General features: G+C 33.0%; 21 protein-coding genes and 1 tRNA gene. 9 read left to right on the top strand and 13 right to left on the bottom strand.

Features of this window, described 5'->3' with window-relative positions:
* From EOJ36_RS02980 to EOJ36_RS02960, 5 genes are all read left to right on the top strand, one after another.
* Complete coding sequence (locus EOJ36_RS02980) at window positions 1-987, top strand: adenylate/guanylate cyclase domain-containing protein (RefSeq protein WP_127802529.1); 987 nt, start codon at window positions 1-3, stop codon at window positions 985-987.
* Window positions 988-1,000: 13 nt separating this feature from the next.
* Entirely contained in the window at window positions 1,001-1,582 is a 582-nt protein-coding gene (locus EOJ36_RS02975) for a Pycsar system effector family protein (protein WP_127802528.1), read from the top strand.
* A gap of 122 nt (window positions 1,583-1,704) precedes the next feature.
* Window positions 1,705-2,472 (top strand): DUF3800 domain-containing protein, encoded by a 768-nt coding sequence (locus EOJ36_RS02970; protein WP_127802527.1) that lies wholly within the window; start codon window positions 1,705-1,707, stop codon window positions 2,470-2,472.
* A 150-nt stretch (window positions 2,473-2,622) separates the two neighbouring features.
* Window positions 2,623-5,847 (top strand): type I restriction endonuclease subunit R, encoded by a 3,225-nt coding sequence (locus EOJ36_RS02965; RefSeq protein WP_127802526.1) that lies wholly within the window; start codon window positions 2,623-2,625, stop codon window positions 5,845-5,847.
* On the top strand, window positions 5,847-6,557 hold the full coding sequence (locus tag EOJ36_RS02960; protein ID WP_127802525.1) for a M48 family metallopeptidase: 711 nt from the start codon (window positions 5,847-5,849) through the stop codon (window positions 6,555-6,557). Before EOJ36_RS02965 ends, EOJ36_RS02960 begins: the two co-directional genes overlap by 1 nt.
* 41 nt (window positions 6,558-6,598) lie before the next feature.
* Here EOJ36_RS02960 and EOJ36_RS02955 read toward each other — a convergent pair whose 3' ends face one another.
* The 9 genes from EOJ36_RS02955 to EOJ36_RS02915 form a co-directional block, all read right to left on the bottom strand.
* Entirely contained in the window at window positions 6,599-6,949 is a 351-nt protein-coding gene (locus tag EOJ36_RS02955) for a nucleotidyl transferase AbiEii/AbiGii toxin family protein (protein WP_164847822.1), read from the bottom strand.
* Between the two features lie 40 nt (window positions 6,950-6,989).
* Complete coding sequence (locus tag EOJ36_RS02950) at window positions 6,990-7,574, bottom strand: helix-turn-helix transcriptional regulator (RefSeq protein ID WP_238944379.1); 585 nt, start codon at window positions 7,572-7,574, stop codon at window positions 6,990-6,992.
* Between the two features lie 159 nt (window positions 7,575-7,733).
* Entirely contained in the window at window positions 7,734-8,414 is a 681-nt protein-coding gene (locus tag EOJ36_RS02945) for a hypothetical protein (RefSeq protein WP_127802523.1), read from the bottom strand.
* Between the two features lie 85 nt (window positions 8,415-8,499).
* A complete protein-coding gene (locus tag EOJ36_RS02940; protein WP_164847821.1) occupies window positions 8,500-9,018 on the bottom strand; it encodes a hypothetical protein in 519 nt (172 codons plus the stop codon).
* Window positions 9,019-9,111: 93 nt separating this feature from the next.
* On the bottom strand, window positions 9,112-9,552 hold the full coding sequence (locus tag EOJ36_RS02935) for a hypothetical protein (RefSeq protein WP_127802521.1): 441 nt from the start codon (window positions 9,550-9,552) through the stop codon (window positions 9,112-9,114).
* Between the two features lie 78 nt (window positions 9,553-9,630).
* Window positions 9,631-9,999 (bottom strand): hypothetical protein, encoded by a 369-nt coding sequence (locus tag EOJ36_RS02930; protein WP_127802520.1) that lies wholly within the window; start codon window positions 9,997-9,999, stop codon window positions 9,631-9,633.
* A 345-nt stretch (window positions 10,000-10,344) separates the two neighbouring features.
* A tRNA-Thr gene (locus EOJ36_RS02925) sits at window positions 10,345-10,417 on the bottom strand.
* 188 nt (window positions 10,418-10,605) lie between these two features.
* Window positions 10,606-12,438 carry a DUF349 domain-containing protein gene (locus EOJ36_RS02920; RefSeq protein ID WP_127802519.1) on the bottom strand — a complete coding sequence of 611 codons (1,833 nt, stop codon included), beginning with the start codon at window positions 12,436-12,438 and terminating at the stop codon, window positions 10,606-10,608.
* 19 nt (window positions 12,439-12,457) lie between these two features.
* Window positions 12,458-13,936, bottom strand: coding sequence for a glycine--tRNA ligase (locus tag EOJ36_RS02915; RefSeq protein ID WP_127802518.1), 1,479 nt, complete (start codon window positions 13,934-13,936; stop codon window positions 12,458-12,460).
* A gap of 97 nt (window positions 13,937-14,033) precedes the next feature.
* Here EOJ36_RS02915 and EOJ36_RS02910 point away from each other — a divergent pair, with 97 nt between their 5' ends.
* Entirely contained in the window at window positions 14,034-14,882 is an 849-nt protein-coding gene (locus EOJ36_RS02910) for a glycosyltransferase family 9 protein (RefSeq protein ID WP_127802517.1), read from the top strand.
* 2 nt (window positions 14,883-14,884) lie between these two features.
* Window positions 14,885-15,751, top strand: coding sequence for a carbon-nitrogen hydrolase (locus tag EOJ36_RS02905; protein WP_127802516.1), 867 nt, complete (start codon window positions 14,885-14,887; stop codon window positions 15,749-15,751).
* A 222-nt stretch (window positions 15,752-15,973) separates the two neighbouring features.
* Here the strand turns inward: EOJ36_RS02905 and polA are convergent, their stop codons facing one another.
* A complete protein-coding gene (gene polA / locus EOJ36_RS02900; protein ID WP_127802515.1) occupies window positions 15,974-18,778 on the bottom strand; it encodes a DNA polymerase I in 2,805 nt (934 codons plus the stop codon).
* A 16-nt stretch (window positions 18,779-18,794) separates the two neighbouring features.
* On the opposite strand from polA, the gene pdxH reads away from it, so the two are divergent.
* Window positions 18,795-19,478 carry a pyridoxamine 5'-phosphate oxidase gene (gene pdxH, locus EOJ36_RS02895; protein WP_317125892.1) on the top strand — a complete coding sequence of 228 codons (684 nt, stop codon included), beginning with the start codon at window positions 18,795-18,797 and terminating at the stop codon, window positions 19,476-19,478.
* Between the two features lie 98 nt (window positions 19,479-19,576).
* Here the strand turns inward: pdxH and bshB1 are convergent, their stop codons facing one another.
* From bshB1 to trxB, 3 genes are read right to left on the bottom strand one after another with little or no spacing between them, the layout of a single operon-like run.
* Entirely contained in the window at window positions 19,577-20,281 is a 705-nt protein-coding gene (gene bshB1 / locus EOJ36_RS02890; RefSeq protein ID WP_127802513.1) for a bacillithiol biosynthesis deacetylase BshB1, read from the bottom strand.
* Window position 20,282: 1 nt separating this feature from the next.
* Window positions 20,283-21,383, bottom strand: a complete 1,101-nt coding sequence (locus EOJ36_RS02885) for a peptidoglycan DD-metalloendopeptidase family protein (protein WP_127802512.1) — start codon at window positions 21,381-21,383, stop codon at window positions 20,283-20,285.
* Between the two features lie 6 nt (window positions 21,384-21,389).
* Window positions 21,390-22,328: a thioredoxin-disulfide reductase gene (gene trxB, locus EOJ36_RS02880; RefSeq protein ID WP_127802511.1), complete on the bottom strand. Its 939-nt coding sequence runs from the start codon at window positions 22,326-22,328 to the stop codon at window positions 21,390-21,392.
* A 144-nt stretch (window positions 22,329-22,472) separates the two neighbouring features.
* On the opposite strand from trxB, the gene EOJ36_RS02875 reads away from it, so the two are divergent.
* Window positions 22,473-23,723, top strand: a complete 1,251-nt coding sequence (locus EOJ36_RS02875) for a cation:dicarboxylate symporter family transporter (RefSeq protein WP_127802510.1) — start codon at window positions 22,473-22,475, stop codon at window positions 23,721-23,723.
* Window positions 23,724-23,738 lie beyond the last annotated feature (15 nt).

Below are 23,738 nucleotides of genomic sequence, written 5' to 3'. Positions count from 1 at the left end.
ATGCCAATAAAAACAAAACTCCAAGAAATTGAGAATGATGTAATTGATGTCATCAATACTGATTTTGTTTATTACATAGCTACAGAAGTTCCTCAAAGAAATGATGCCCAACTAACTTTTGAAAGTGGCATTCAAAAGAAGGGAAAAGTTATAAAAACGTGTGTTTTATATGTAGATATTAGAAACTCTGTTGGTTTAACAGAGAAGCATCATAATATCACTATGGGTAAAATTTATTCTGCTTTTACTAAAGCAGTTTTGAAAGTTGCAAGACATCATAATGGGCATGTTCGTAATATCATCGGAGATAGAGTAATGATTGTGTTTCCTGTAAAAGATTGTTTTACAAATGCGGTTGATTGTGCAATTTCAATAAATCATATTGCTCAATATATTATAAACAATCAATTCAAAAATGTTGATTTCAAATGTGGTATCGGTATTGATTATGGAGATTTAAGAACAATCAAAGTTGGTATTCAAAGGAATGGTAATGAAAATGCTGAAAACAAAGGTCTTGTTTGGGCTGGTTATCCGGCAAATATTGCTTCTCGTCTTACTGACAGTGCAAATAAGGTGATTAAGGAGACTTATTTTGAAGTAAAAAGAAACCCACTAAATTATTTATCAATTTTTGGTGGATTGAGTTTAACTCCATTTTCAAACCCAGTTCCGGATAATCAACCATTATATTCAAATAAAGTTGAAACAGTAGAAATGTCAGCAGAAGAATTTGCAAATAGCATAACCAGTTATAGAGTAGGAGAATTAGGAATGTCAGGTGGTAACTTTATAAGTTTCGCAAAAAAAGAAAGAGTATATGATTATCCTCCAATTCTAATGACAGAAGCTGTTTATAATGGTTTTAAAAGCAATAATCTAACTAGAAATGACATAGTAAAAAATTATTGGAAAGAAAAAGCACATCAAATAAAAAACTATAAGGGCAAATTATTTGGTGGCAATGTACATTGGACTATAAATTAAAATAAAAACAAATATGAATAAGTTAAATTACGAAGAACAGCTTTACAAAATTTTTAATAATGAGAATGATTGGTTGAAATTTGCAGAGGCAAAAAATTTTGGTCTATTGACTTTAAATGCAGCAATAGTATTTGGACTAACACAAATTACGTTTAGCAATGACAGCGTTATTAAGATGGTTGCGTTTTGTGTTTTTGTGCCATTTTCAATTCTATCATTTATTCCTTGCTTAATTTCTCTTTTCCCAATTGTAACGAAAATTGAAAGTAAAAATAAAAAGGGAGAAGTAAGAAATTCTATGAAGTTTATTAATTATCTAAGTAATAAAATAGATAAAGATAAATCATTTGAGAATATTCATTTTTATGGATATTTAAAAGACTTAAAAGAAGAAAAATTTGAAAAAGAGTTTCTTAAAAAAACAGGTTCAAAAGACGAATTTACTACTTATGAAAGAGAATTAGTTACTCAAATACTTTATAATTCAAGAATTACTTCATTAAAATATAAATTTTTTAAAATCGGAGCTTTTCTATTCCTAATAGGAATTCTGGTTTCTGTTTTTGCTTTGCCAATATTTAAATTATTAATGTAAGATGAAAGTATTTAGTTATGAACCCAAGTTTATATTAAAGACCGCAACAATATGATGTTCTGACATTGCGGATGCAAAAAAATCACAACACTTTTTATACTAAAGTGAAAATTTAATAATTTATGGATAGTGATACAAAAATAATAAAAGTGCCAACGTTTCAGTACCACTGCTTTTTAGACGAGGCAGGTGATACCACTTTTTATGGCAAAGGTAAAACCCCTTTAATTGGTGCTGATGGCGTTTCTAACTATTTTATTTTAGGTATGCTTACCATCAATGAACCTATTCATGAGGTTAGAGAAAAAATAATTCAGTTACAAACTACCATAGCAAACGACCCTTATTTATTGGAGGTTCCCAGTATTCAGAAAAAGAAATCAAAGATGGGATATTTTCTTCATGCCAAAGACGATGTGCCGGAGGTTAGAAAGCTAGGATTTGAATTGATTAAATCAATTGATTGTCATTTCGATGCAGTCGTAGGAAGGAAAGACTATAATGTTTATGAAAAGAAACATAACGGTAATCAGGCAGAATTTTATGCCGATATGCTTTCGCATCTGTTACACACGAGTATAAATGGATTTGATAAATTGGTACTAAACATTGCGCATCGCAGTCGATGTACAACCCACACCAATCTCGAAAAGGGATTGCAAAAAGCCGTTGCCATTGCAAAACACAAATATCCGGAAGCCTGTAATTGCTGTGAAATGGTATTTAATGTGCAAAAGCCAACTACTGAACCAATCATTAATATTGCCGATTATTTTTTATGGGCATTGCAACGTAAAATAGAGAGAGGCGAAAATAGATATGTTGATTTTTTAGATACGAAAATCAATTCTGTAATAAACCTTTATACTAATGAAGAAAATAAAAAATAAAGGCATAAAAAAAGCCCATCTTCACACTAAGAAGGATACCCTTCAACGGCATGGAGCCGACCTTTATGTGAAATAGGCACTGCAAATATATAAACATATTTGATTTTTAGCATACTTATTAACATTTTTTTGTAAATAACAATTTTCTAAATGAACACACCATCCTACATAGAAGACCATATAAGTCAAATTCCGGCATTGCAATTATTGATAAAAATGGGCTACCAATACTTGTCGCCAGAGGAAGCTATGGAACTACGAGGCGTTAGAACCAGTAACGTGTTATTGGAACCAATTTTAAAAAAGCAACTCGAAAAAATAAATAGTATTCAATACAAAGGCAAAGAGTTTTCTTTTTCAGAAAGTAATATCAATTTGGCTGTTATTGCTTTACGGGAGCTTCCAATACAAGATGGTTTTACCAAAGCAAATCAGGCATTTTTTGATTTAATTACTTTGGGCAAAAGTTTAGAACAAAACATTTTAAACGATAAAAAAAGCTTCTCTTTTCAATACATTGATTGGGAGAATATAGAAAACAATAGCTTTCATGTTACAGAAGAATATACTGTATTGCGAAGCGAAAGAAATGATACTTATCGTCCCGATATTGTGTTGTTCATCAATGGTATTCCAATGGTCGTAATTGAATGCAAAAGCAACGTTATAAAAGACCCAATTAACGAAGCGATTTCTCAACACTTGCGTAATCAACAAGAAGATGGAATAAGAGGTTTATATCAATATTCTAATTTGGTAATGTCATTAGCTGTCAATGAAGCAAGATATGCCACTACAGCTACTCAAAAAGAGTTTTGGAGCGTTTGGAAAGAAGTATTCAGAACTAAAGAAGAGGGTATCCAATATGCTGATGCCATCCGTCAACTGAAAAATAGTGAATTACCCAACACCGAGCGAACAGCAATTTTCAATCAACGTTTCAAAAATGTATTGCATTATTTCAACCAACTTGAAAAAGAAGAGGTAATCGTTACCGAACAAGACAAACTAGTATTTAGTTTATGTCAAAAAAAGCGACTTTTAGACTTAATTTTCAATTACATTGTCTATGATGATGGAATAAAAAAAATAACACGATACCAACAGTATTTTGCCATAAAAGAAACACTTAAAAAAATTAGTGTTCCCGATGTGAATGGAAAACGCAAAGGTGGTGTAATATGGCATACACAAGGAAGTGGAAAATCGCTTACTATGGTAATGTTGGCACAGCTTATAGCAACCGAAAAAAGTATTAAAAACCCAAAAATTATACTGGTTACAGATAGGATAGATTTAAACACTCAAATTACAGAAACATTTCAAAAATGCCATGTTGATGTTGAAGAAGCACAAACAGGAAAACATTTAGTAGAGTTAATAAACAGCCCAAAAGATGCGGTAATAACAACGCTAATTCACAAGTTTGAAGCAGCTATAAACCAATCTAAAGAAGGATTTACATCACCCAATATTTTTGTGTTAATTGATGAAGGACACCGCAGCCAATACGGAACATTTAATGTAAAAATGCAAAAGGTTTTTCCAAATGCTTGTTTTGTTGCTTTTACCGGAACTCCTTTGATGAAAAAAGAAAAAAGCACAGCCAATAAATTTGGTGGTTTGATAGACGTTTATTCTATTACTGATGCAGTCGAAGACAAAGCAGTAGTGCCATTATTATATGAAGGACGGCATAATTTAATTGAAGTTAACGAAAAGCCATTAGATACTTTTTTTGATAAGGTTTCTGAACCGTTAACTCCTTATGGTAAAACTGCATTAAAAAGAAAATACAGTACTGCCAATCAACTAAACAAAGCCGACCAAGTAATTTATGCTAGAGCATGGGATATAAGTGAACATTTTGAAGCTAACATACAAGGTACTGGTTTCAAAGGTCAGTTGGTAGCTCCAAATAAAACAACTGCTATTAAATACCGAGAGAATATCAAGGAAATAGGAAAAGTGAGTTGTGAAGTTTTAATTTCTGCACCGGATACAAGAGAAAATTATGATGATGCTTTTGAAGAAAATGAAGATGTAGTACTAAAATTCTATAAAGCCATGATGAGTAAATATGGTAAACAGGAAAACTATGAAAAATCAGTAATCAGCGCATTCAAAAAACAAGAACAACCCGAACTCATTATTGTAGTAGATAAACTGTTAACTGGTTTTGATGCACCAAACAATCAAGTACTCTACATAACACGAAGTTTAAAAGAACATACCTTATTGCAAGCGATAGCAAGGGTAAACAGAGTTGCTCCGGGAAAAGAATATGGTTTTATTATTGACTATTACGGTAATTTAGAAAATCTTGACAATGCACTTAATACCTATGGTGGATTGAGTGATTTTGATAACGAAGAACTATCAGGAACAATAACCAATATTAATGCTGAAATAGAAAAATTACCCCAAGCACATAGTGAGTTATGGGATATTTTTAAATCCATAAAGAATAAATATGATGCTGAAGCTTATTCCGAATTATTAAATGATGTAAGTATCAGACATCCATTTTATGAAAAGTTATCTGCTTTTATTCGTTTGTTTAAACTGGCAATGGCATCATTACAGTTTAATGATATTAAAAACGAGAAAGTAATTGACAAGTATAAAAAAGACAGTAAGTTTTTCTTGCAATTGCGAGTAGATGTAAAACGACGATATTTTGATGATTTAGATTATGCAGCATACGAGCCTCAAGTTCAGAAGCTAATTGACAAACACATTACTACGCATGGTGAAGTTTTAAAAATAACTGAACTGGTTAATATTTTTGATAAAGACAAAAGAGAAGCAGAAGTAGAAAAGATTACAAGTAAAGCTGCAAAAGCTGACCATATAGCCACTAGGACGATTAAAGCAATTAATGTCAAAATGAATGAAGACCCTATCTTCTACAAAAATTTATCAACTTTAATCAAAGAGGCAATTAACGATTATCATCAGCATCGAATAGATGAGGCTTTGTATTTACAAAGAGCAAAAGAATACGAAAACCAATTTCTTACCGGAAAGCAAAATAATGTCCCAAAATCCATCGAGGAAAAGCCGAATGCAGTAGCGTTTTATAACTTGATAAATGCGGTTTTAGAGAATAGTTTTAGTAATACGCCCGAACCAAAAGAAGTACAAGCCATTACTGCAATAGAAATTGAGGAGTGCATAAAAAGTATAATTTACGAAAACGAAACACTCATAATTGATTGGCAAACCAATACAGAAATTGAAAAGGAATTGAAAAACAATTTAGATGATTTGCTTTTTGAGAAACAACAGCAGTACGATACTCAATTCTCTTTTGATAAGATAGATGAGTTGATAGAAGAAGTTATCAAGATTGCTAAACTTAAATACGTTTAATGTTACATTCAATCCAACAAGTAAACTACGGTAGCAAAAGTATTCAGTATAAATTGTCTTTTGCAGCAAGAAAGTCATTAGGAATAAAAGTTTTACCCGATGGCTTGGTAACTGTTGTGGCTCCAAATGAAGCAAGCATTGCAGAAATCAATAAAAAAGTTAAATCCAAAGCCAATTGGATAATAAAGCAACAAGCATTTTTTTATAGTTACTTGCCAAAAACGCAAAAACGTCAATTTGTTAGCGGAGAAACACATTTGTATCTAGGAAGACAGTATAAAATGGAAATCTGTAAAGATAATTTCAATGAAATTAAGCTATACAGAGGAAAAATGATAATTACGACAAAAAAAATCAACCCAGAATATTTAGAAAAAAAACTCAACGAATGGTATAAGGAAAAAGCCTTTATATTATTTGAAGAGTTAGTAATAAAGGCATTAGAAAAATTCACAAAATACAACCTAGAAAAACCCGAAATTGAAATTCGCCAAATGGAAAAACGTTGGGGTAGTTGTACTAAATCGGGAAAAGTAATCCTAAATACTGAATTAGTCAAAGCCCCAAAGGCTAGTATCGAATATGTGGTCATTCACGAACTATGTCATTTAATACATCATAATCATAATAAAGCATTCTACGAACTGCAAGAAAGAATTATTCCCGACTGGAAAAAATGGAAAGAAAGATTAGAGCATACGTTGTCTTAATGAAATGCTTTCCTAGGTTTAGGTTTGTACTGTGTATGGCACTATCCCATAAACTGTGTAAGTAGTAAATAGGGGTTGGTACAAGAAGCCATTCTAATATTTTCAATTTCTACACATGGATAGCTAATTGGTTCTGTATAGTAAATATCTAATTTGATTGTATTTTTTTCATCCGCTCCAATGATGTAAGCTTTGCCTAATGCTGGTGGTAGCTGATTCGTTGATACATACTTGAAATTTTGTTTAAGAAAATTGTCAATTTCTTCAAAATTAATGGATTTGTACTCCTGGTCGCTAAATAAATCTATATCAACTGATTCTCTATGGCCTATTTGCAAACTAAGTGCCGTACCACCTACTAATCTAAAAGGTTTAAAAATAGCAGAATTCATTAAAATGTACAGGCTATTTTTTAAAAGCTCGTTAATTGTGTTATAATACAGCATTCTTTTTTTCGGTTTTTGAATAAACTGTATATGGTTCTACTACAATCTTTTTCATTGCCTCATTGATGGTGGCCGTACCATAGAAATGTTTAATTTCATTGATTTCAAGCTCATTTCCTCTTTCAAATACTCGTTGAATTACCGCTTTAGATTGCTTAATCCAGTCTATTTTATTAATGTCTGTATCCCAAAATAATGAGCTCCTTATAATGGAAAGGTTAGGAGTGTTTTGCGGTAGCTTTTTCTTCTCTTCATTGATATCAAAGTAAGTTTGCAAAATCGCTAAAGTGCCTTCATCTAATCCTAATTTTCTTTCAATTTTTAAAGCAATGGATGTGTTTAAATTACGTTTACCCTTGGTAATGGCATTTAGTGTTTGTGGATGCTCCCCGATAGAAAGAGCAAAGGGTCTCTGAGAAAGGGCTCTTTTTTTTAATTCCCTATCTAAGATAATTCCCGGATGTATACCTTTAAATTTTTCAATGTAAGATTTCATATAGCAAATATAAACATTTTTGTTTACAAATGTATAAATATTTACCGTCCAACCTTTGGTGATAAACTGAACCATTTTTGAATAAAAAAAGAGCAGGAATTTCCTGCTCTTTTTAAGAATTTAACCTTTGTGTTAATTATTTATTACTGTTTATTATTGTAAAAATCAAAAGGATGAATTTATAAAAATATAAGAATTATTTTACGGATTTATAAAATTATATTAGGTCCTTCATTAGTACGACATAACAGCCATTGTATCAGCAACAGCTGTATCAGCATCATTAATAGAATTGTTATAAATATTTTTATTTTGACCGATTAAAGTATAATCCAAAGAAGAGATCACAACTAAATCATTATTTAATTTAAAATATTTTTTTGTGAGAAATCTTTTATTTTGATTATTTATTAGCCGAAAAGAATGAAACATTTCAAATTCTAATGCGTCTAATTTAGAAAATTGAATTATTTTGTTTTCACTAGAAATATCTGGCAGATTATTTGAATTAATCTTTCTGTTTTTTGTAGGTGAATCATAGGCTACCCAATAAAAATTTCTTGAATTATTATCAAATAGTATAATTTTATTTTTATACCACAACAAACTATGAAATGAAAAATCAAAAAGCAAAATATCATACGTTTGTTTGTTAAAAAAACCTAATTTTTTATTGCTTTCATTAGAAACAAATATCAATGGCTCATTTAGATTTTTTATTTTTATTATATTTCCTTGAAAAGAAAAAATAGTGTCTAATTTTCCAAATTTTACAGGTTCATAAGTAGAAATATCATCCAAGTTTTCGTTCAAATAATTACGAATTGATTCTTTCGCTATTTCTTCATTTGATTTCTTGCAGCTAATTATAAAGATAGAAAAGATAAAAATAATTTTTAATGTAGTTTTTGTCATTCTTTTTGAATTACTAGTTAAAAAATAAAGTGATTTTACTTTAATTTTTTATACTAAAGCTTAATTTTTATGATTAATACTAAGTTTAATCTAATAAAATATTTTTACATTTATATACTGGACTATTATTGGGATCTCGGTTTAATAGGCCATTAACCAATTTTATACCTTGAGGATATTGGTTTTTTAATCCTTCAATAACACATTCACTAAAGTTTTTTCTTTTTTGTGAATCAATTGATTTAAGTTCTTCAATATCATATAATTTTGAAAATAACATATTTTCTAAAAAAGGTGTCCACCTGAAAGATAAATTCAACCCATCAATGTTTATACATTGATTAGAATATAATTTTGAAAGCGATTCTATCTCCTTTAATTGCGAATTTTTTATTCTTTTAGGGAAATTTGGATATTTATTTTTAATTTTTTTTAACAAACATTCAGTGAGTTTATCAAAATCATCACCACCAACTCCCAAGTAAGAAAATGTAAAAGAAATTTGTTTTATTAATTCCTTCTCTGAAATAATTTGTGATTGAGAATAACAGTAAAAAGAACTTGATATTAGTAAAAAAACTAACATTATTGTTTTTTTTATCATGAATTTTAATTTTAGAAAATAATAAGGTATAATATTAAAGTTAATTATGTCGAATTTTTGTTTTTAAATTATATTTTGTTTTTGTTAATCAGTTTATTTTTTAAGATTATTTTGAAGTTCTAAAAAATCCAAATAATTAATTGATTTTAATATATCAATATTAAGTTTCTTATAATAATTATTTTCATCTAATTTATAATCTAATAACGATATCAGGGTTGGAATTAAACTAAAAAACGAAAATAGAAGAAATATCATAAATCCTATAAATAATGGAATAATTGAAATTTCATTTAATATTTTAATTTCAAAAAATGAACTTATTGAATTTAAGATTAAAAAAGCAATAATACAGCATCCAACTATCTTTAATATAGACAATTCAAATTTAAAAGTTGCTTTGTAATTGAAGCTTGGTTTGATTTTGAATTTTGAGTTTAATTTTAAGTTTTGTTTTATTAGCATGTATTGATGTTTTTCCAATTGATTGGGTTTATAAAAACTGAATTTTTTATAAGGGATTTTGTGTGTCATATTTTATGTTAGTGATTTTTTAAGTTAAAATATTCTTGTTACTTAAATTTTTGCTTATTAGGTTAATATGTTGGTTAATTATAGATAGAAACATATAATAGGAATTAAAATTAATCCTAAATAAATGAAAAACAATGTAATTGGACCTAGAATTTTATATGCCAAAATTTGTCCAATTATAGAGTAAAAACCTATCCAGCCAGTCAGAAAAATTAATATATTCTCCTGCCAATTTAGGTCAATTTTTTTATTGACTAAATACAAACCGAAAAGTTGTATCGGGATAGTTAATTTAGTATAAGTTTTTATTAATAAAAAACCATATCCAGATGAAAGTAAAATACCGCCAAATCCTGCATTTATTCGCTTGTATTCAAGATATATAAAGCTAAATAATATCCAATTGATCATATATAAAAAAATAGCCTTCTGAAAGAGATGTTCCATAGTGAAATTATTTCAAAGTTTATTTATTATTACTTTGGAGTAAAGGAAACGATATATTTATTGAAAAGAACAATTTGATTTAAAGTGGTTAATTTTTATTAGTGATTAATTAATAAAGTCAAATTACATAAAAATGATAAATTTACCAGCAAAATTGGTGAATTTTAATGACAATATTTTTATTAAATTGTAGTTGATTGATTATGTGTCATTGGATCTAATTGTAATCAATTGCTCTATTATTTTTTTTAAAAAATGCTGAATAGGGCATTTAAATGCAGATTATGTAAATTAGATTGGAGTAGATTTAAACAAAAAAGCTCAACATTACTGTTGAGCTTTCTGAGCCTCCTATCGGGATCGAACCAATGACCTACTGATTACAAGTCAGTTGCTCTACCAGCTGAGCTAAGGAGGCGATTTGGTGATGCAAAATTAGTAAATTAGGGGGAATTTGCAAATAAATTTTTGAAATAATTATTAATTGTTAATTGTTAATTGTAAATGATTTGATTCTCAATATTTTATGATTGAAAATTTTAATTAACAATTAATAATTAACAATTAACAATTAACAATTAACAATTAACAATTAACAATTAACAATTAACCCCTCAACTTCCCCAACTCTTTCTCTGCACTGGCAATCTTCTTTTCTACCTCTGCAATTAACTTATCAGCATTTTTTGATTTTGCGAAGAATTCTAAGTTGTTACGTAAAGTAGCTATTTCATTTTCCAAGGTCTGAATTTTTTTACGAGCATCTCCTGATACAGGTTTTCTTTCTTCCTGTTTAGATTCAGAGGGTAAACCTTTTAACTCAAATCCCCAAGCAGCTAATTGTTCTTTAGGTTGAGTCTTGGCCAAATCAATGACCTGATTCCAAGTATTTCTGAATTCGTCTTGAATTTCCTTTAAATTCTTTTTCGGTACAAAACCAATAGCATCCCAGGCTTCTTTTTTTGCTTTTAAACTTGCCAATAAACTCGGGTCACTTAGCATCGACTTTAATTCTTCAATAATTCCTTTCTTCGCAGTTAAATTGCCCTCAAACTCCGCATCTTTTGCACCCTTACTCTTTTCTCGAATTTGATTGAAAAATACATCACAAGCTTCTTTAAATTGCTTATAGATTGAATCTTTCTGTTTTTCTGGAACATGTCCAATGTCTTTCCACTTTTTCTGCAATTCAATTACAGCTTGTGTGTTATCAGCTGCATTTTCAGATTCTGTTAAAGTTTTTACCTGATCAATTAAACCTTGTTTTGCAGCTAAATTTGCTTTTCTTTCAGCATCTATTTTGTTAAAGAATTCACTTTTGTTTTTGAAGAAGGTCTTTAAATTAGCCCAGAATTGGTGGCTAACATCTTTTCCGGCCTCACGTGGCACTCCACCTTTTAATTTACCCCACTGTTCTTGTAGGGCTAAAACGGCTTTAGATGCTTGATTCCATTCAGAAATGCTGCTAGAAACAAACCTAGCATGGTGGGCCATCAAATCGTTTAATTCTTTTTTGATTTTTAAGTTCTCTTCAAAAACAGCTTTTTGTGCTTCTTGTATTTGTCTTTTTTCAGCAAAAAGTACGTCTAATGCCTTTTTAACTCTTAGCCAAAGTGCTTCATTAATTTCTTTGTGTGCTGGACCAATGTGCTTATATTCTTCAAATAATTCCTCTGCTTCTTTTAATAATTTAGGTAAAGGACCTTCGTTTACTTTTTTAGCTAAAGCTTCTAATTTACTTGCAATGATATCTTTAGCTTGTAAATTTTTCTTACGATCCAACTCCAATAATTCAAAAAAGATACTTCTATTGCTAAAGAATCGATCCACCAATGCATGGTAACTTTCCCAAAAGGTTTGATTTTGGGGACCTAAAATATTTCCCAATGACTTCCATTCTTCCTGAATCTTTTTAAATGCTTTGAAACTTGCATTTACATGAGCAGGATCTGAATTTTCATCAGCATCAACTAATTTCCTTAATTCATCTAACAAACGAGTTTTACCTTCTAAAACTTTTTCTTTTTGTTTTTCTAAAGTTTGAAAGAAGCTTTGACGAATCTCACGAATTGAACCTAAAACGTTTTCTATTTTTTGATCAATTTCATCTCCTTTAAAATTAAATCCTTCTTCAGCATTTTCATTTTCCTCTTTGAATTTTGCTAAAGCTGCTGTTTTTTCCTCTGAACGAAGATTGACAAACAATTGTCTTGCATCTTTTATTGCTTCTTCAATTTTCTTGAAATCTGCTGCAGTCTTACTTTCAGAAGCTATGGATTTGATTTTTTCAAAAAATCCTAACAAGTCAGATTTATTGGCAGGAAGGTCAAGACTTGGAATCTCTACGATTTTTTCTTCCGTAGCAAAATTCTCCGTAATTTGAGTTTGCTCTTGGTTTTCTGCTGGTAAACTTGTCGATTCTTCGGTCATCGTACTCATCGTTGTTTGCGTTTTTAAATTAAACTAATTTTTCAAAAATACGCTCCATCGATACAGCATGTCCTAATTTTTCTTTTAGGTCAGCTATAGAAATGCGCTCTTGTTCCATAGAGTTTCTGTCGCGGACAGTAACTGTTTGGTCTTCCATGGTTTGATAATCGACAACTACACAATAAGGAGTACCTATTAAGTCTTGTCGAGTATATCGTTTGCCAATTGCACCACTTTCATCGTAAGTTGTGTTAAAGGCATGTTTAAGTGAATTGTAGATTTCTTGTCCCTTTTCTGCCAAACCATCTTTTTTAACCAATGGTAAAACTGCAACTTTAACTGGTGCAATTGCAGGGTGTAGATTTAAAAAGACTCTTTGTTTTTGATTTTCTCCTTCGCCAACTGTTTCTTCTGTGTAGGCATTACAAAGTGTTGCCAAAAATAAGCGATCGGCACCAACTGAGGTTTCAACTACATAAGGTATGTAACTTTCGTTGATTTCAGGATCAAAATATTGTTGCTTTTTCTTCGATAACTCTTGGTGTGCTTTTAAATCAAAGTCCGTTCTTGAGTGAATTCCTTCAATTTCTTTAAAGCCAAATGGGAATTCAAATTCAATATCAACAGCCGCATTTGCGTAATGGGCTAATTTTTCATGGTCATGGAATTTTAACTTTGCTGCCGGTAATCCAATTGCTTGGTGAAATTTCATGCGTGTGTTTTTCCATGTGGCATACCATTCCATTTCAGAACCCGGACGAACAAAGAATTGCATTTCCATTTGTTCAAATTCACGCATTCTAAAAATAAAGTTTCTTGCGACAATCTCATTACGGAAGGCTTTTCCAATTTGTGCAATACCAAATGGAACTTTCATTCTCCCCGTTTTTTGAACATTTAAAAAGTTTACAAAAATTCCTTGTGCAGTTTCTGGACGAAGATAAATCAAACTTGCATCTTCTGAAACGGCACCAACTTGGGTAGAAAACATCAAATTAAACTGTCGAACTTCGGTCCAATTAGCAGTTCCAGACACAGGACAAGTAATATTTTCATCAATAATAATCTGACGAACTCCTTCCAAATCTCCTGCATCTAAGCATTTTGCCATTTGTTGTAAAAGAGCTTTTCCCTTAGTTTCATTACCTTCAGCATCATATTGTGCAGCTCGATCCTCTAATAAAGTATCAGCACGGTATCTTTTTTTAGAATCCTTATTGTCGATCATTGGGTCGTTGAACGAATCAACGTGACCAGATGCTTTCCAAGTTAATGGATGCATAAAAATGGCTGCATCAATACCTACCACGTTGTCGTTCAACATGGTCATAGCTTTCCACCAAACTGTTTTTAAATTATTTTTAAGCTCAACACCGTTTTGTCCGTAATCGTAAACAGCTTGTAAACCATCATAAATTTCTGAAGAGGGGAATACAAATCCGTATTCTTTAGCGTGGGAAATAATATCTTTTAAGGCAGAGGCGGTATCTTGCTTTTTGTTTTCCATTTGTAATTTTACTGTATTAGAGTGCAATTTACCGAAAAATAGGAAAGATTTAGGGTAAATTGCCTTTTTTTCTAATTTTGCAAGGAAATTTTAATCAATGAAGAAGATTTTGTGTATTTCTTTGGAAAATCTGGGCGATGTCTTAGTCTCCCTGCCGGCTCTTTCTGCTATAAAAAGCTCTATTCCAAACCTTGAAGTTCATTTTTTGACGAAATCTTCTCATCAGCAATTGGAATCAATTGTTTCTCAAGTTGATCAATGGCATTATTTTAAGGATAATTTTTTTGCCACAGTAAGTAGTTTGTGGAAAGAAAAATTTGATGAAATTATCGACTTTAGCAATTCCTTTCAGTCAAAAGCTATTTGTTTTTGTTTATTTCAAAGACGAAAGGCCATAAATCCTTTTGATTTTCCAATACAGATAAATGATCAACTGATAAAATGTGAGGAAGAATCAATAAATGAGTTTTCACTTCCTTCCAAATATTCGGTTTTTGCTTTAGGGGCAAGGCGTGTGGTTCGCGTGATTTCCTATCCTAAAATGATTGAATTAGTAGATAGATGGGAAGGAATTTTGGTGTTAATTGGTGATGAATGGGATAAGAATTTTGGAGACCGCTTAGAGATTTTGTTTCCTGAAAAAGTGATAAATTTGTGTAAAAAAACAACTTTAGAGCAATCAGCAACTATTATAAATAAAGCTGAAAAGGTAATTACTCACAATTCGGCTATGCTGCATTTGTCTGTATTATTAGGCAAACAACCTGTAGTTTTATATACAAATACTGCTCCTACAGATGGATTTTTACTGAAAGGGGCACAAATTAAGCCGATTGAACTACTAGGATTAACCTGTAAACCTTGTCAAAAAATTGAAACAGACGTTTGTCCCTTATTTCATTTTGATTGTGGGATGAAATTGGATTTAGACCCTATCTTTGAATAATTATGAGAAATGTACAATTTGCCTTGCTGCAATTAACTTGTTCTGAAAACCCTACTGAAAATTGGGATAAAACTATTACTTCCATACGTGAAGCTGCTACCAAAGGTGCTCAGGTAATTTGTTTGCAAGAATTATTTCAATCGGTATATTTCTGTTTCGAAGAAAGTCAAAACCACTTTGAATTAGCTGAACCAATTCCAGGAAAAAATACTGACATTTTAGGGGAACTTGCCAAAGAATTGAAAGTGGTTATTGTAGCTTCAATGTTTGAAAAAAGAGCGGCTGGATTGTACCACAACACCACAGCTGTGATTGACGCAGATGGTACTTATTTGGGGAAATATCGTAAAATGCATATCCCAGATGATCCTGGATACTATGAAAAATACTATTTTACACCTGGAGATTTAGGTTACAAAGTTTTTGAAACACAATATGCCAAAATTGGTGTCTTAATCTGTTGGGACCAATGGTACCCGGAAGCGGCTCGATTAACGGCTTTGAAGGGGGCTGAAGTGTTAGTTTATCCAACGGCAATAGGTTGGGATTTAGAAGAAAAGGATGGAGAAATAAATCGTGAGCAATATCAAGCTTGGCAAACTATTCAACGCTCACATGCAGTAGCCAACGGAATTCCAGTGGTTTCAGTGAATCGGGTAGGGGTAGAAAATGGACAACAGTTTTGGGGAGGGAGCTTTGTTTCCAACGCATTCGGACGGGTTATTTTCCAAGGTTCACACCACAAAGAGGAAATTTCCGTAATTGGAGTTGATATGGATTCCGCAGAATATTATCGCAGAACCTGGCCGTTTTTTCGAGATAGACGAATTGATTCGTATGGCGCCATTACTAAGCGTTTTGAAGACTAAAAAATTGAAAGTTGAAAATTGAAAGTTGAAAGTTGAAAGTGGAAAGTGGAAAGTGGAAAGTGGAAAGTGGAAATCTTTATCAGTTTCTAGTTAGGATTTTCAATTTATTTTAAGTTTGGGGAAATGCCGCCCCTTATCCCCTGCAATTTAAATTATTTTTTTAAAAGTTGTTTGGTAATTTTAACTTTCCACTTTCCACTTTCCACTTTCCACTTTCCACTTCTAATGCGCTTCTAGCCAGTTATTCCCTAATCCAATTCCGGTTTCAATTTTAATGCCAAGGTCTAAGGCATTGCACATGATGTGATCGATTTTGTCTTTTACAAATGAAATTTCATCCTTATGTGCATCAAAAACCAATTCGTCATGTACGGTTAAAATCATTTTGGTTTTTAATTTTTCTTTTACCAAAAAGTCATGAACTTGAATCATAGCTACTTTAATCATGTCAGCCGCTGAACCCTGAATAGGGGCATTGATGGCATTTCGCTCAGCAAATCCACGTTCATTCATGTTGGCAGACAATATATCACGTAAATAGCGCCTTCTACCCATCACAGTTTCCACATATCCGTTTTCTCGAGCTTGATGTATAGATTGGTCCATAAATTGCTTGACCTTCGGAAATTGTACAAAGTATTGCTCGATAATTTCTTTGGCTTCTGTTCTTGAAATACCAATTTGTTCTGCTAATCCAAAAGCTGAAACTCCGTAAATAATACCAAAATTTACAGTTTTCGCTTTTCTTCTCATGTCGGAATCCACATCTTCTAAGGCAACTCCAAAAACTTTAGCGGCAGTTGCTTTATGTACATCTTGACCCTTGTTAAAGGCATCTAACATGGAATCATCTTGAGAAAAAGCAGCCATTATACGCAGTTCAATTTGCGAATAATCTGCAGAAAGAATTTGGTAATCTTCATTTCTTGGGATAAATGCTTTTCTAATTTCTCGACCTCTCGCTGTCCGGATAGGTATGTTTTGAAGATTTGGGTCTTTAGAAGATAATCGGCCCGTTGCAGTTACTGCTTGCATAAATGAGGTATGTATCCTTCCCGTTTTGGCACAAATCAATTGAGGTAAAGCATCTACGTAAGTCGATTTTAGCTTCTGTAGTTCTCTGAAATCTAAAATTTTGGAAGCAATTTCATGCTCCGCATCCATTTTTGATAGGATTTCCTCCCCAGTCATATATTGACCCGTTTTGGTCTTTTTAGCCTTTGGGTCTAGTTTTAACTTTTCAAACAAAATTTCACCCAATTGCTTAGGGGACGCGATATTGAATTGTTTACCTGCTAGTTCATATATTCGTTCCTGTACAATCTTGACATCAGATTCCAAGGTGTTAGACATTTCTTTTAAGAAGGGGATGTCCAAATTTACACCTTCGCGTTCAATGGCTGATAAAACTCTAGTTAAGGGCATTTCAAGCTCATGAAGAAGTGTTTTTCCTTTTGGATTTTTGTCCAAAACCTTATCTAAATGCGGTTTCAGTTGCAAGGTGATATCCGCATCTTCTGCGGCATATTCTTTGATGAGGTTTAATTCTACATCCCTCATATTGCCTTGTTTTGCTCCTTTTTTACCTATTAACTCTTCAATAGAAAGGGGCTCGTAATTTAAATAGGCCAAGGATAATGCATCCATATTATGACGTTTTTCAGGCTCTATCAAATAATGAGCCAACATGGTGTCATAAATTTCTCCCTTAATTTCAATTCCGTAATTGGCCAAAACACTCATATCATATTTGATATTTTGGGCAATTTTTTGAATTTTCTCATTTTCAAAAACCTCTTTTAAAGGCTCAAGAAGTTCTTTTGCTTCCGTTTGGTCAGCTGGAAAGGGAATGTAAAATGCTTCTCCTGTGCGATAGGCAAATGATATACCAACCAATTCTGCCTCAACTGCTAATAAACTTGTAGTTTCGGTGTCGAAACAAACTGAAGTTTGTCGGGTAAGGTATTGAATTAATTGCTTAACAGCAGCAAGTCCTTGAACCAAATGGTATTGGTGAGCCGTACTTTGAAGATTTTTGTGATTAGTGAAACTAGGTTCTGGGCCTGTTTCCTCCTCAATTGAAGATGCAAATAAGTCAATTTGGTTACTTGCAACTTTAGGGGCCTTAGATTTAGTAACTACAACTGGGGATTCTTCTCCTAGGATTCGTTTTTTTAGTGTTCTAAATTCTAACTCTTCCAAAAGGGGCTCTAATAAATCCCTTTTTGCCGGTGTTGCAAGTAGGCGTTCTTCTTGGTAGTCAATGGGTACTTCACATAAAATGCGTGCCAAATGTTTCGACATCCGACCTTGTTCAGCATAGTTTTCAAGATTTTCTTTGAGTTTTCCTTTTAAATCGGCTGTATTGGCTAATAAATTTTCTAAAGAACCGTATTCGGCAATTAATTTTTGTGCGGTTTTTTCCCCAACTCCTGGAATTCCTGGAATGTTATCTACAGCATCTCCCATCAAACTCAACATGTCAATTACTTGGTCAACGTTTTGGATGTCCCATTTTTCACAAACCTCCTTTGGTCCTAAAACTTCAACTCCTTTACCCATAAAGGCAGGTTTGTACATTTTGATGCGTTCTTCTACTAATTGTCCATAATCTTTATCTGGAGTCATCATATAAACCACAATTTCAGGATTGGCCTGAACTGCTTTTTTTGCAATCGTTCCAATGATATCATCTGCTTCATAACCATCTAATATAAGTAATGGAATATCCATTGCCTCAACTAATTTCTTTACATAGGGAATGGCAACGGTTATATCTTCAGGTTGTTCTTGTCGCTGTGCTTTGTAGGCAGGAAAGTCAACGTGTCGAAACGTAGGAGCAGGTGTGTCAAAGGCAACTCCCAAGTAATCAGGTTTTTCCTTTTGGATGACTTCGAGAATTGTATTGGCAAATCCAAATACCGCACTGGTATTTAAACCTTTGGAAGAAATTCTCGGAGTTTTAGCGAATGCAAAATGTGCACGATAAATTAATGCCATTGCATCGAAAAGGAACAATTTTTTCATAAATTTATATTAGATTTTGATTGCCAAAGCAACAAGATGTAAAGATAAAGAATTTAAAGCTGTAAAAATGAATTTAGCTGAGTTAAGAGAAAATTATCAAAAGGGTGAATTGTTGGAGTCGATGGTGGACCCGAATCCATTGGAGCAGTTTAAAATTTGGTTCAAACAAGCCCAATCGGCTCAGGTACCAGAACCCAATGCAATGCATTTGAGTACTTTAAGTAAATCCGGGCGAATTTCAGGTAGAATTGTCTTATTAAAAAGTGTAGGAGAGGGCTTTTCATTTTACACCAATTATTTATCACACAAGGGAGATGATTTAGCCATTTATTCAAATGCAGCCATTACCTTTTTTTGGGTAGAATTACAACAACAAATTCGAATTGAAGGCGAAGTGAGAAAATTATCCAAACAAGATTCAGATGAATATTTTAAAGTTCGACCGCGTGAATCCCAATTAGGAGCTTGGGTATCCAAACAAAGTTCTCGCATAGATTCACGTGAATTTTTAGAAGAAAGATTTAATCAATTGGTAAAAGAATTTGAAGGGAAAGAAGTACCTAAACCTGATTATTGGGGTGGATATGAATTAATTCCGACTTATTTTGAATTCTGGCAAGGCCGACCGTCTCGTTTACATGACCGGGTAATTTATCAGTTAATAGATGGGAAGTGGGAGATTGGGCGTCTAGCGCCATAAAAAATTGTTAATGGTTAATTGTAAATTGTTAATTAGAAAAATAAAATTACAATAATCAACCATTAACAATTAACCATTAACCATTTACCATTAACAATTTAAAATTCAAACACCTGCAAGGTTTTTTGCGTCTGAAATCCTTCTCCATAAACAACTCCTATTTTATGTCCCATTTCCATGGCACGGGCTTTGATAAAGTTTAAGAATTCTGGAGAGGAAATGTATGAAGCTGGTTCTTTGGAATTTGGATCAAAGAATTGACTTTTAAAGGCACGAATGGAGGCTTCTTTGGTGTCCCAAAAAGGAGTTATATCGAAAACAAAATCGGGTTCTAGGTAACGATCTTGGATGTAGTGATAGACATTTCTTGGTCGCCAAGCAACTTGTTCTTCACCGTTTACTTCGGTTTTAATTTGTCGCAATCCAGCTAAAAAACAAGCATCGATAGCTAATTTGGCACCTTTTCCATGGTCAGGATGTCGATCTTCCAAGGCATTGGCTAATACCACATCTGGTTGGTATTTACGTATTACCTGTACCAATTTCAATTGTGTTGCTTCATCGTTTTGAAAAAAGCCATCTCTGATTTCCAGATTTTCTCTTGCATGAATACCTAATATTTTAGTTGCTTCCGCAGATTCAGCTAATCGAATTTCAGGGGTACCCCTTGTTCCTAGTTCGCCTCTGGTGAAATCTACGATTCCCACTTTTTTACCTTGAGCGATCAAAGCTAAAATTGTACCCGAACAGGCTAATTCAGCATCATCGGGGTGGGCGGCCATCACTAAAACATCTAGTTTCATATTATCTTAATCTTAATCTTCTGCCCGATCGAATGGTGGAACTAAGTTTTAATCCATTTATTCTAGCTAATCTACTTGCAGAAATTCCAGCTTTTTGGGCAATTGTGTACAGGGAATCACCAGAGCGAACTTTGTACCAATATTTTCTACGACTTTTGATTTTTTCACCAGATGCACCAAACTCGTTACGAAGTCCCAAAGAACGGCGATCAAACGTTCTTGCTGTTAATACAATATGATCAGAAACAGGTTCTGCTTTGCCAAAATCAAATACATACATTGGATTGAATGGATTTCCTTCAAATCGAGTTTCATAATGTAAGTGAGATCCTGTACTTCTACCCGTATTTCCACCTAAACCAATTTCATCTCCAGCTTTTACTATAGCTCCAGATTCCAAACTTTTTTTGGATAGATGGCCATAAAGGGTTTCTAGTCCGTTATAATGTCTTACAACCATGTAATTTCCATATCCACCGTAATCAAATCCATTGACTCGAACTATTCCATCAAAGGTGGAATAAACAGGATAACCCGTTTCTAAATCCAGGTCTACACCCGCATGTAAACGGCCCCAACGTGGACCAAAAGGACTAGTCAATTTTACGTTTGCCAAAGGATTTGCCCAATTTTTGCCAGCAGGAATATTGTATAATTCAATATCCACTGGTTCGTCAAAATCCTTTGCATCAATATCGTAGGGGTCAATATTTTTAGTATCCCAAATTGAATAATAGGAGGCAACAGTTACAAATTCTTCAGTACCTTCTGGGGCAGCTTCTTCTTCAATTTCTACGACTAAATTCTCGCCTTCATCAATTGAAGTTGTATCAAAATTACTGATAGAATTATTGACAATTTTTATGGGTTCAAATTTTCTTTCCTCCATTTCAGATCCAGCAATTTTTCCTGAGGTTTCAGTTGTCTCATTTCTAAACTGTAGAGGTGGTAGCTCATCTAATTCCTCCCGTTTATTTACAGAGGGGGTATTGGGTTTGCTTTCAATTTTTGTGCTTTTTTTGAACAAATTTTTCTCCTGCGCAAAGGAATTGTTTGCGAATAGGATTGAAAAAATGCTAAAAAATAAAATTATATATTTCATAAATTTTTAATGTAATCCTGTTGCAGCCAACCATCTTTCTGCATCTAAAGCTGCCATACAACCACTACCTGCAGCAGTAATTGCTTGTCTATAAATTGTATCTTGAACATCCCCACAAGCGAATACTCCTTCTACATTTGTTTTTGAACTACCTTTTTCAGTGATTAAATACTCTTGAGCATCCATTTCCAATTGTCCTCTGAAAATAGCGGTGTTTGGTTGGTGACCAATGGCAACGAAAAATCCAGTTAAGGCTAATTCGCTTGTTTCGCCTGATTTATTATTTTTGATTCGAATGCCTGTAACTCCACTTGCATCACCCAAAATTTCTTCGGTTTCAGTGTTCCAATGAATTTCAATTTTGGGATTATTTTTTACACGCTCCTGCATGATCAATGAGGCACGCATTTCATCTCTGCGAACAATTAAATGTACTTTTTCACATAAATTGGCCAAATAAGAGGCCTCTTCAGCAGCAGTATCCCCAGCGCCTACAACTGCTACTGTTTGGTTGCGATAAAAGAAACCATCACAAACTGCACAAGCTGAAACTCCTAAACCATTAAAAGTTTTTTCTCCTTCTAAGCCCAACCATTTGGCTGAAGCACCGGTAGCAATAATTACTGCATCGGCTTCTATTTCATAGGATTCGTCAATCCAAACTTTTTTGGGAGAACTCGTAAAATCTACCTTGGTAGCCATTCCTGTTCTTACATCAGTTCCAAATCTTTTGGCCTGATTTTCTAAATCAACCATCATCGTTGGACCATCAACTCCATGCGGATAGCCAGGGAAATTATCAACTTCTGTAGTTGTTGTTAATTGTCCACCCGGTTGTGCACCTTGATATAAAATAGGTTCTAAACCTGCTCTTGAAGCATAAATTGCAGCTGTGAATCCCGCAGGACCAGAGCCGATAATCAAGCATTTTATTTTTTCTGCCATTTTTTAATTTTGTTCCTAATCTTTAACAGAACCAAACTGTATTCAGTTCCACAGCCTACAAAATTCGGTAAATCTTCCTACTTTCCCAAACCTAAAATCAGGATTTAATCTGTACATTTGTTTTAAACAATCTAACATTAACGTATGAAAAAACTAAATATTACACACAATCTGACATTTTATGTACTATTATGTGTTGTTATTGGGGTATTTATAGGTCATTTTCATAAGGATTGGGCACTTTTTAAAGTGTTTGAAGAAAAATTCACTTATTCATTTTTAGGGGCGGAGTTAGCGGTTGGACCAAGCGTTTCGGAAGTTTTTTCAGGTGTTTTTATCAGTTTAGTGAAATTATTTATCAACCCAATTATTTTCTTGACGATCAGCCTTGGGATTGTTAACATGGGCAATTTAAAGAAAGTTGGAAGAGTGGGAGGCAAAGCTGTTTTATATTTTGAAATAGTGACCACTTTTGCTTTATTGATTGGGATTTTAGTTTCGCATATCTTAGAACCTGGAGTTGGAGTCATCCGTTCAGAAGTAGCAGGTGGAGATATTTCAAAATACACAGCAAAAGCTGCAAGTTTTAATTGGTTAGGATTTTTCAAAGAAAATTTCACCATTCAAGTCTTATTTTTTTCAATCTTTTTTGGCATATTTTTAAATCAGGTAAGAGCAAAAGCACGTATGGTGGCGGGAATGAATCAGGCCTTACAATGGATTTTTAAAGGATTGCATGGGGTTATGATTTTAGCACCCCTAGGTGCTTTGGGGGGAATGGCATTCACGATTGGAAAATTTGGCATCCATTCATTGATTCCGCTCGGTAAATTGATGATTTCAGTTTATGCAACCATGGGAATTTTTGTTTTCGTGGTCTTGGGACTTATTTTACGTACTTGTGGAGAACGTATTTCTAGTTTTTTGAATTACATCAAAGCAGAAATATTGATTGTATTGGGGACTTCCTCTTCCGAAGCTGGATTACCTTCCCTTATGCATAAATTGGAAAAAATGGGATGCTCAAAATCAGTTGTTGGTTTGGTGGTTCCTGCCGGATATTCTTTTAACTTAGATGGCACAAGTATTTATTTGTCCATGGCCATCTTGTTTTTGGCGCAGGTGTATGGAATTGATTTGACCATGGGACAAATGGTAACTATTTTGGGCGTTTTAATGATAACCTCAAAAGGGGCTGCAGGAGTTACAGGAAGTGGTTTTGTGGTCTTGGCATCTACTATTTCAGCCTTACAGGTCATTCCGATGGAAGGATTGGCTTTACTTTTGGGTGTAGATCGTTTTATGTCGGAAGCTAGAGCCATTACTAATATTATTGGAAATGGAGTGGCAACCGTATGGTTGGCAAAACACGAAAATGAATTTAAGAAAGAATAAACATCAACAAATTAT

This window comes from Sandaracinomonas limnophila (assembly GCF_004005965.1).
In the GTDB taxonomy this organism is placed as follows: domain Bacteria; phylum Bacteroidota; class Bacteroidia; order Cytophagales; family Spirosomataceae; genus Sandaracinomonas; species Sandaracinomonas limnophila.
Note: the sequence above shows the minus strand (reverse complement) of the source record. Positions and strands in the feature narration are given on the sequence as shown.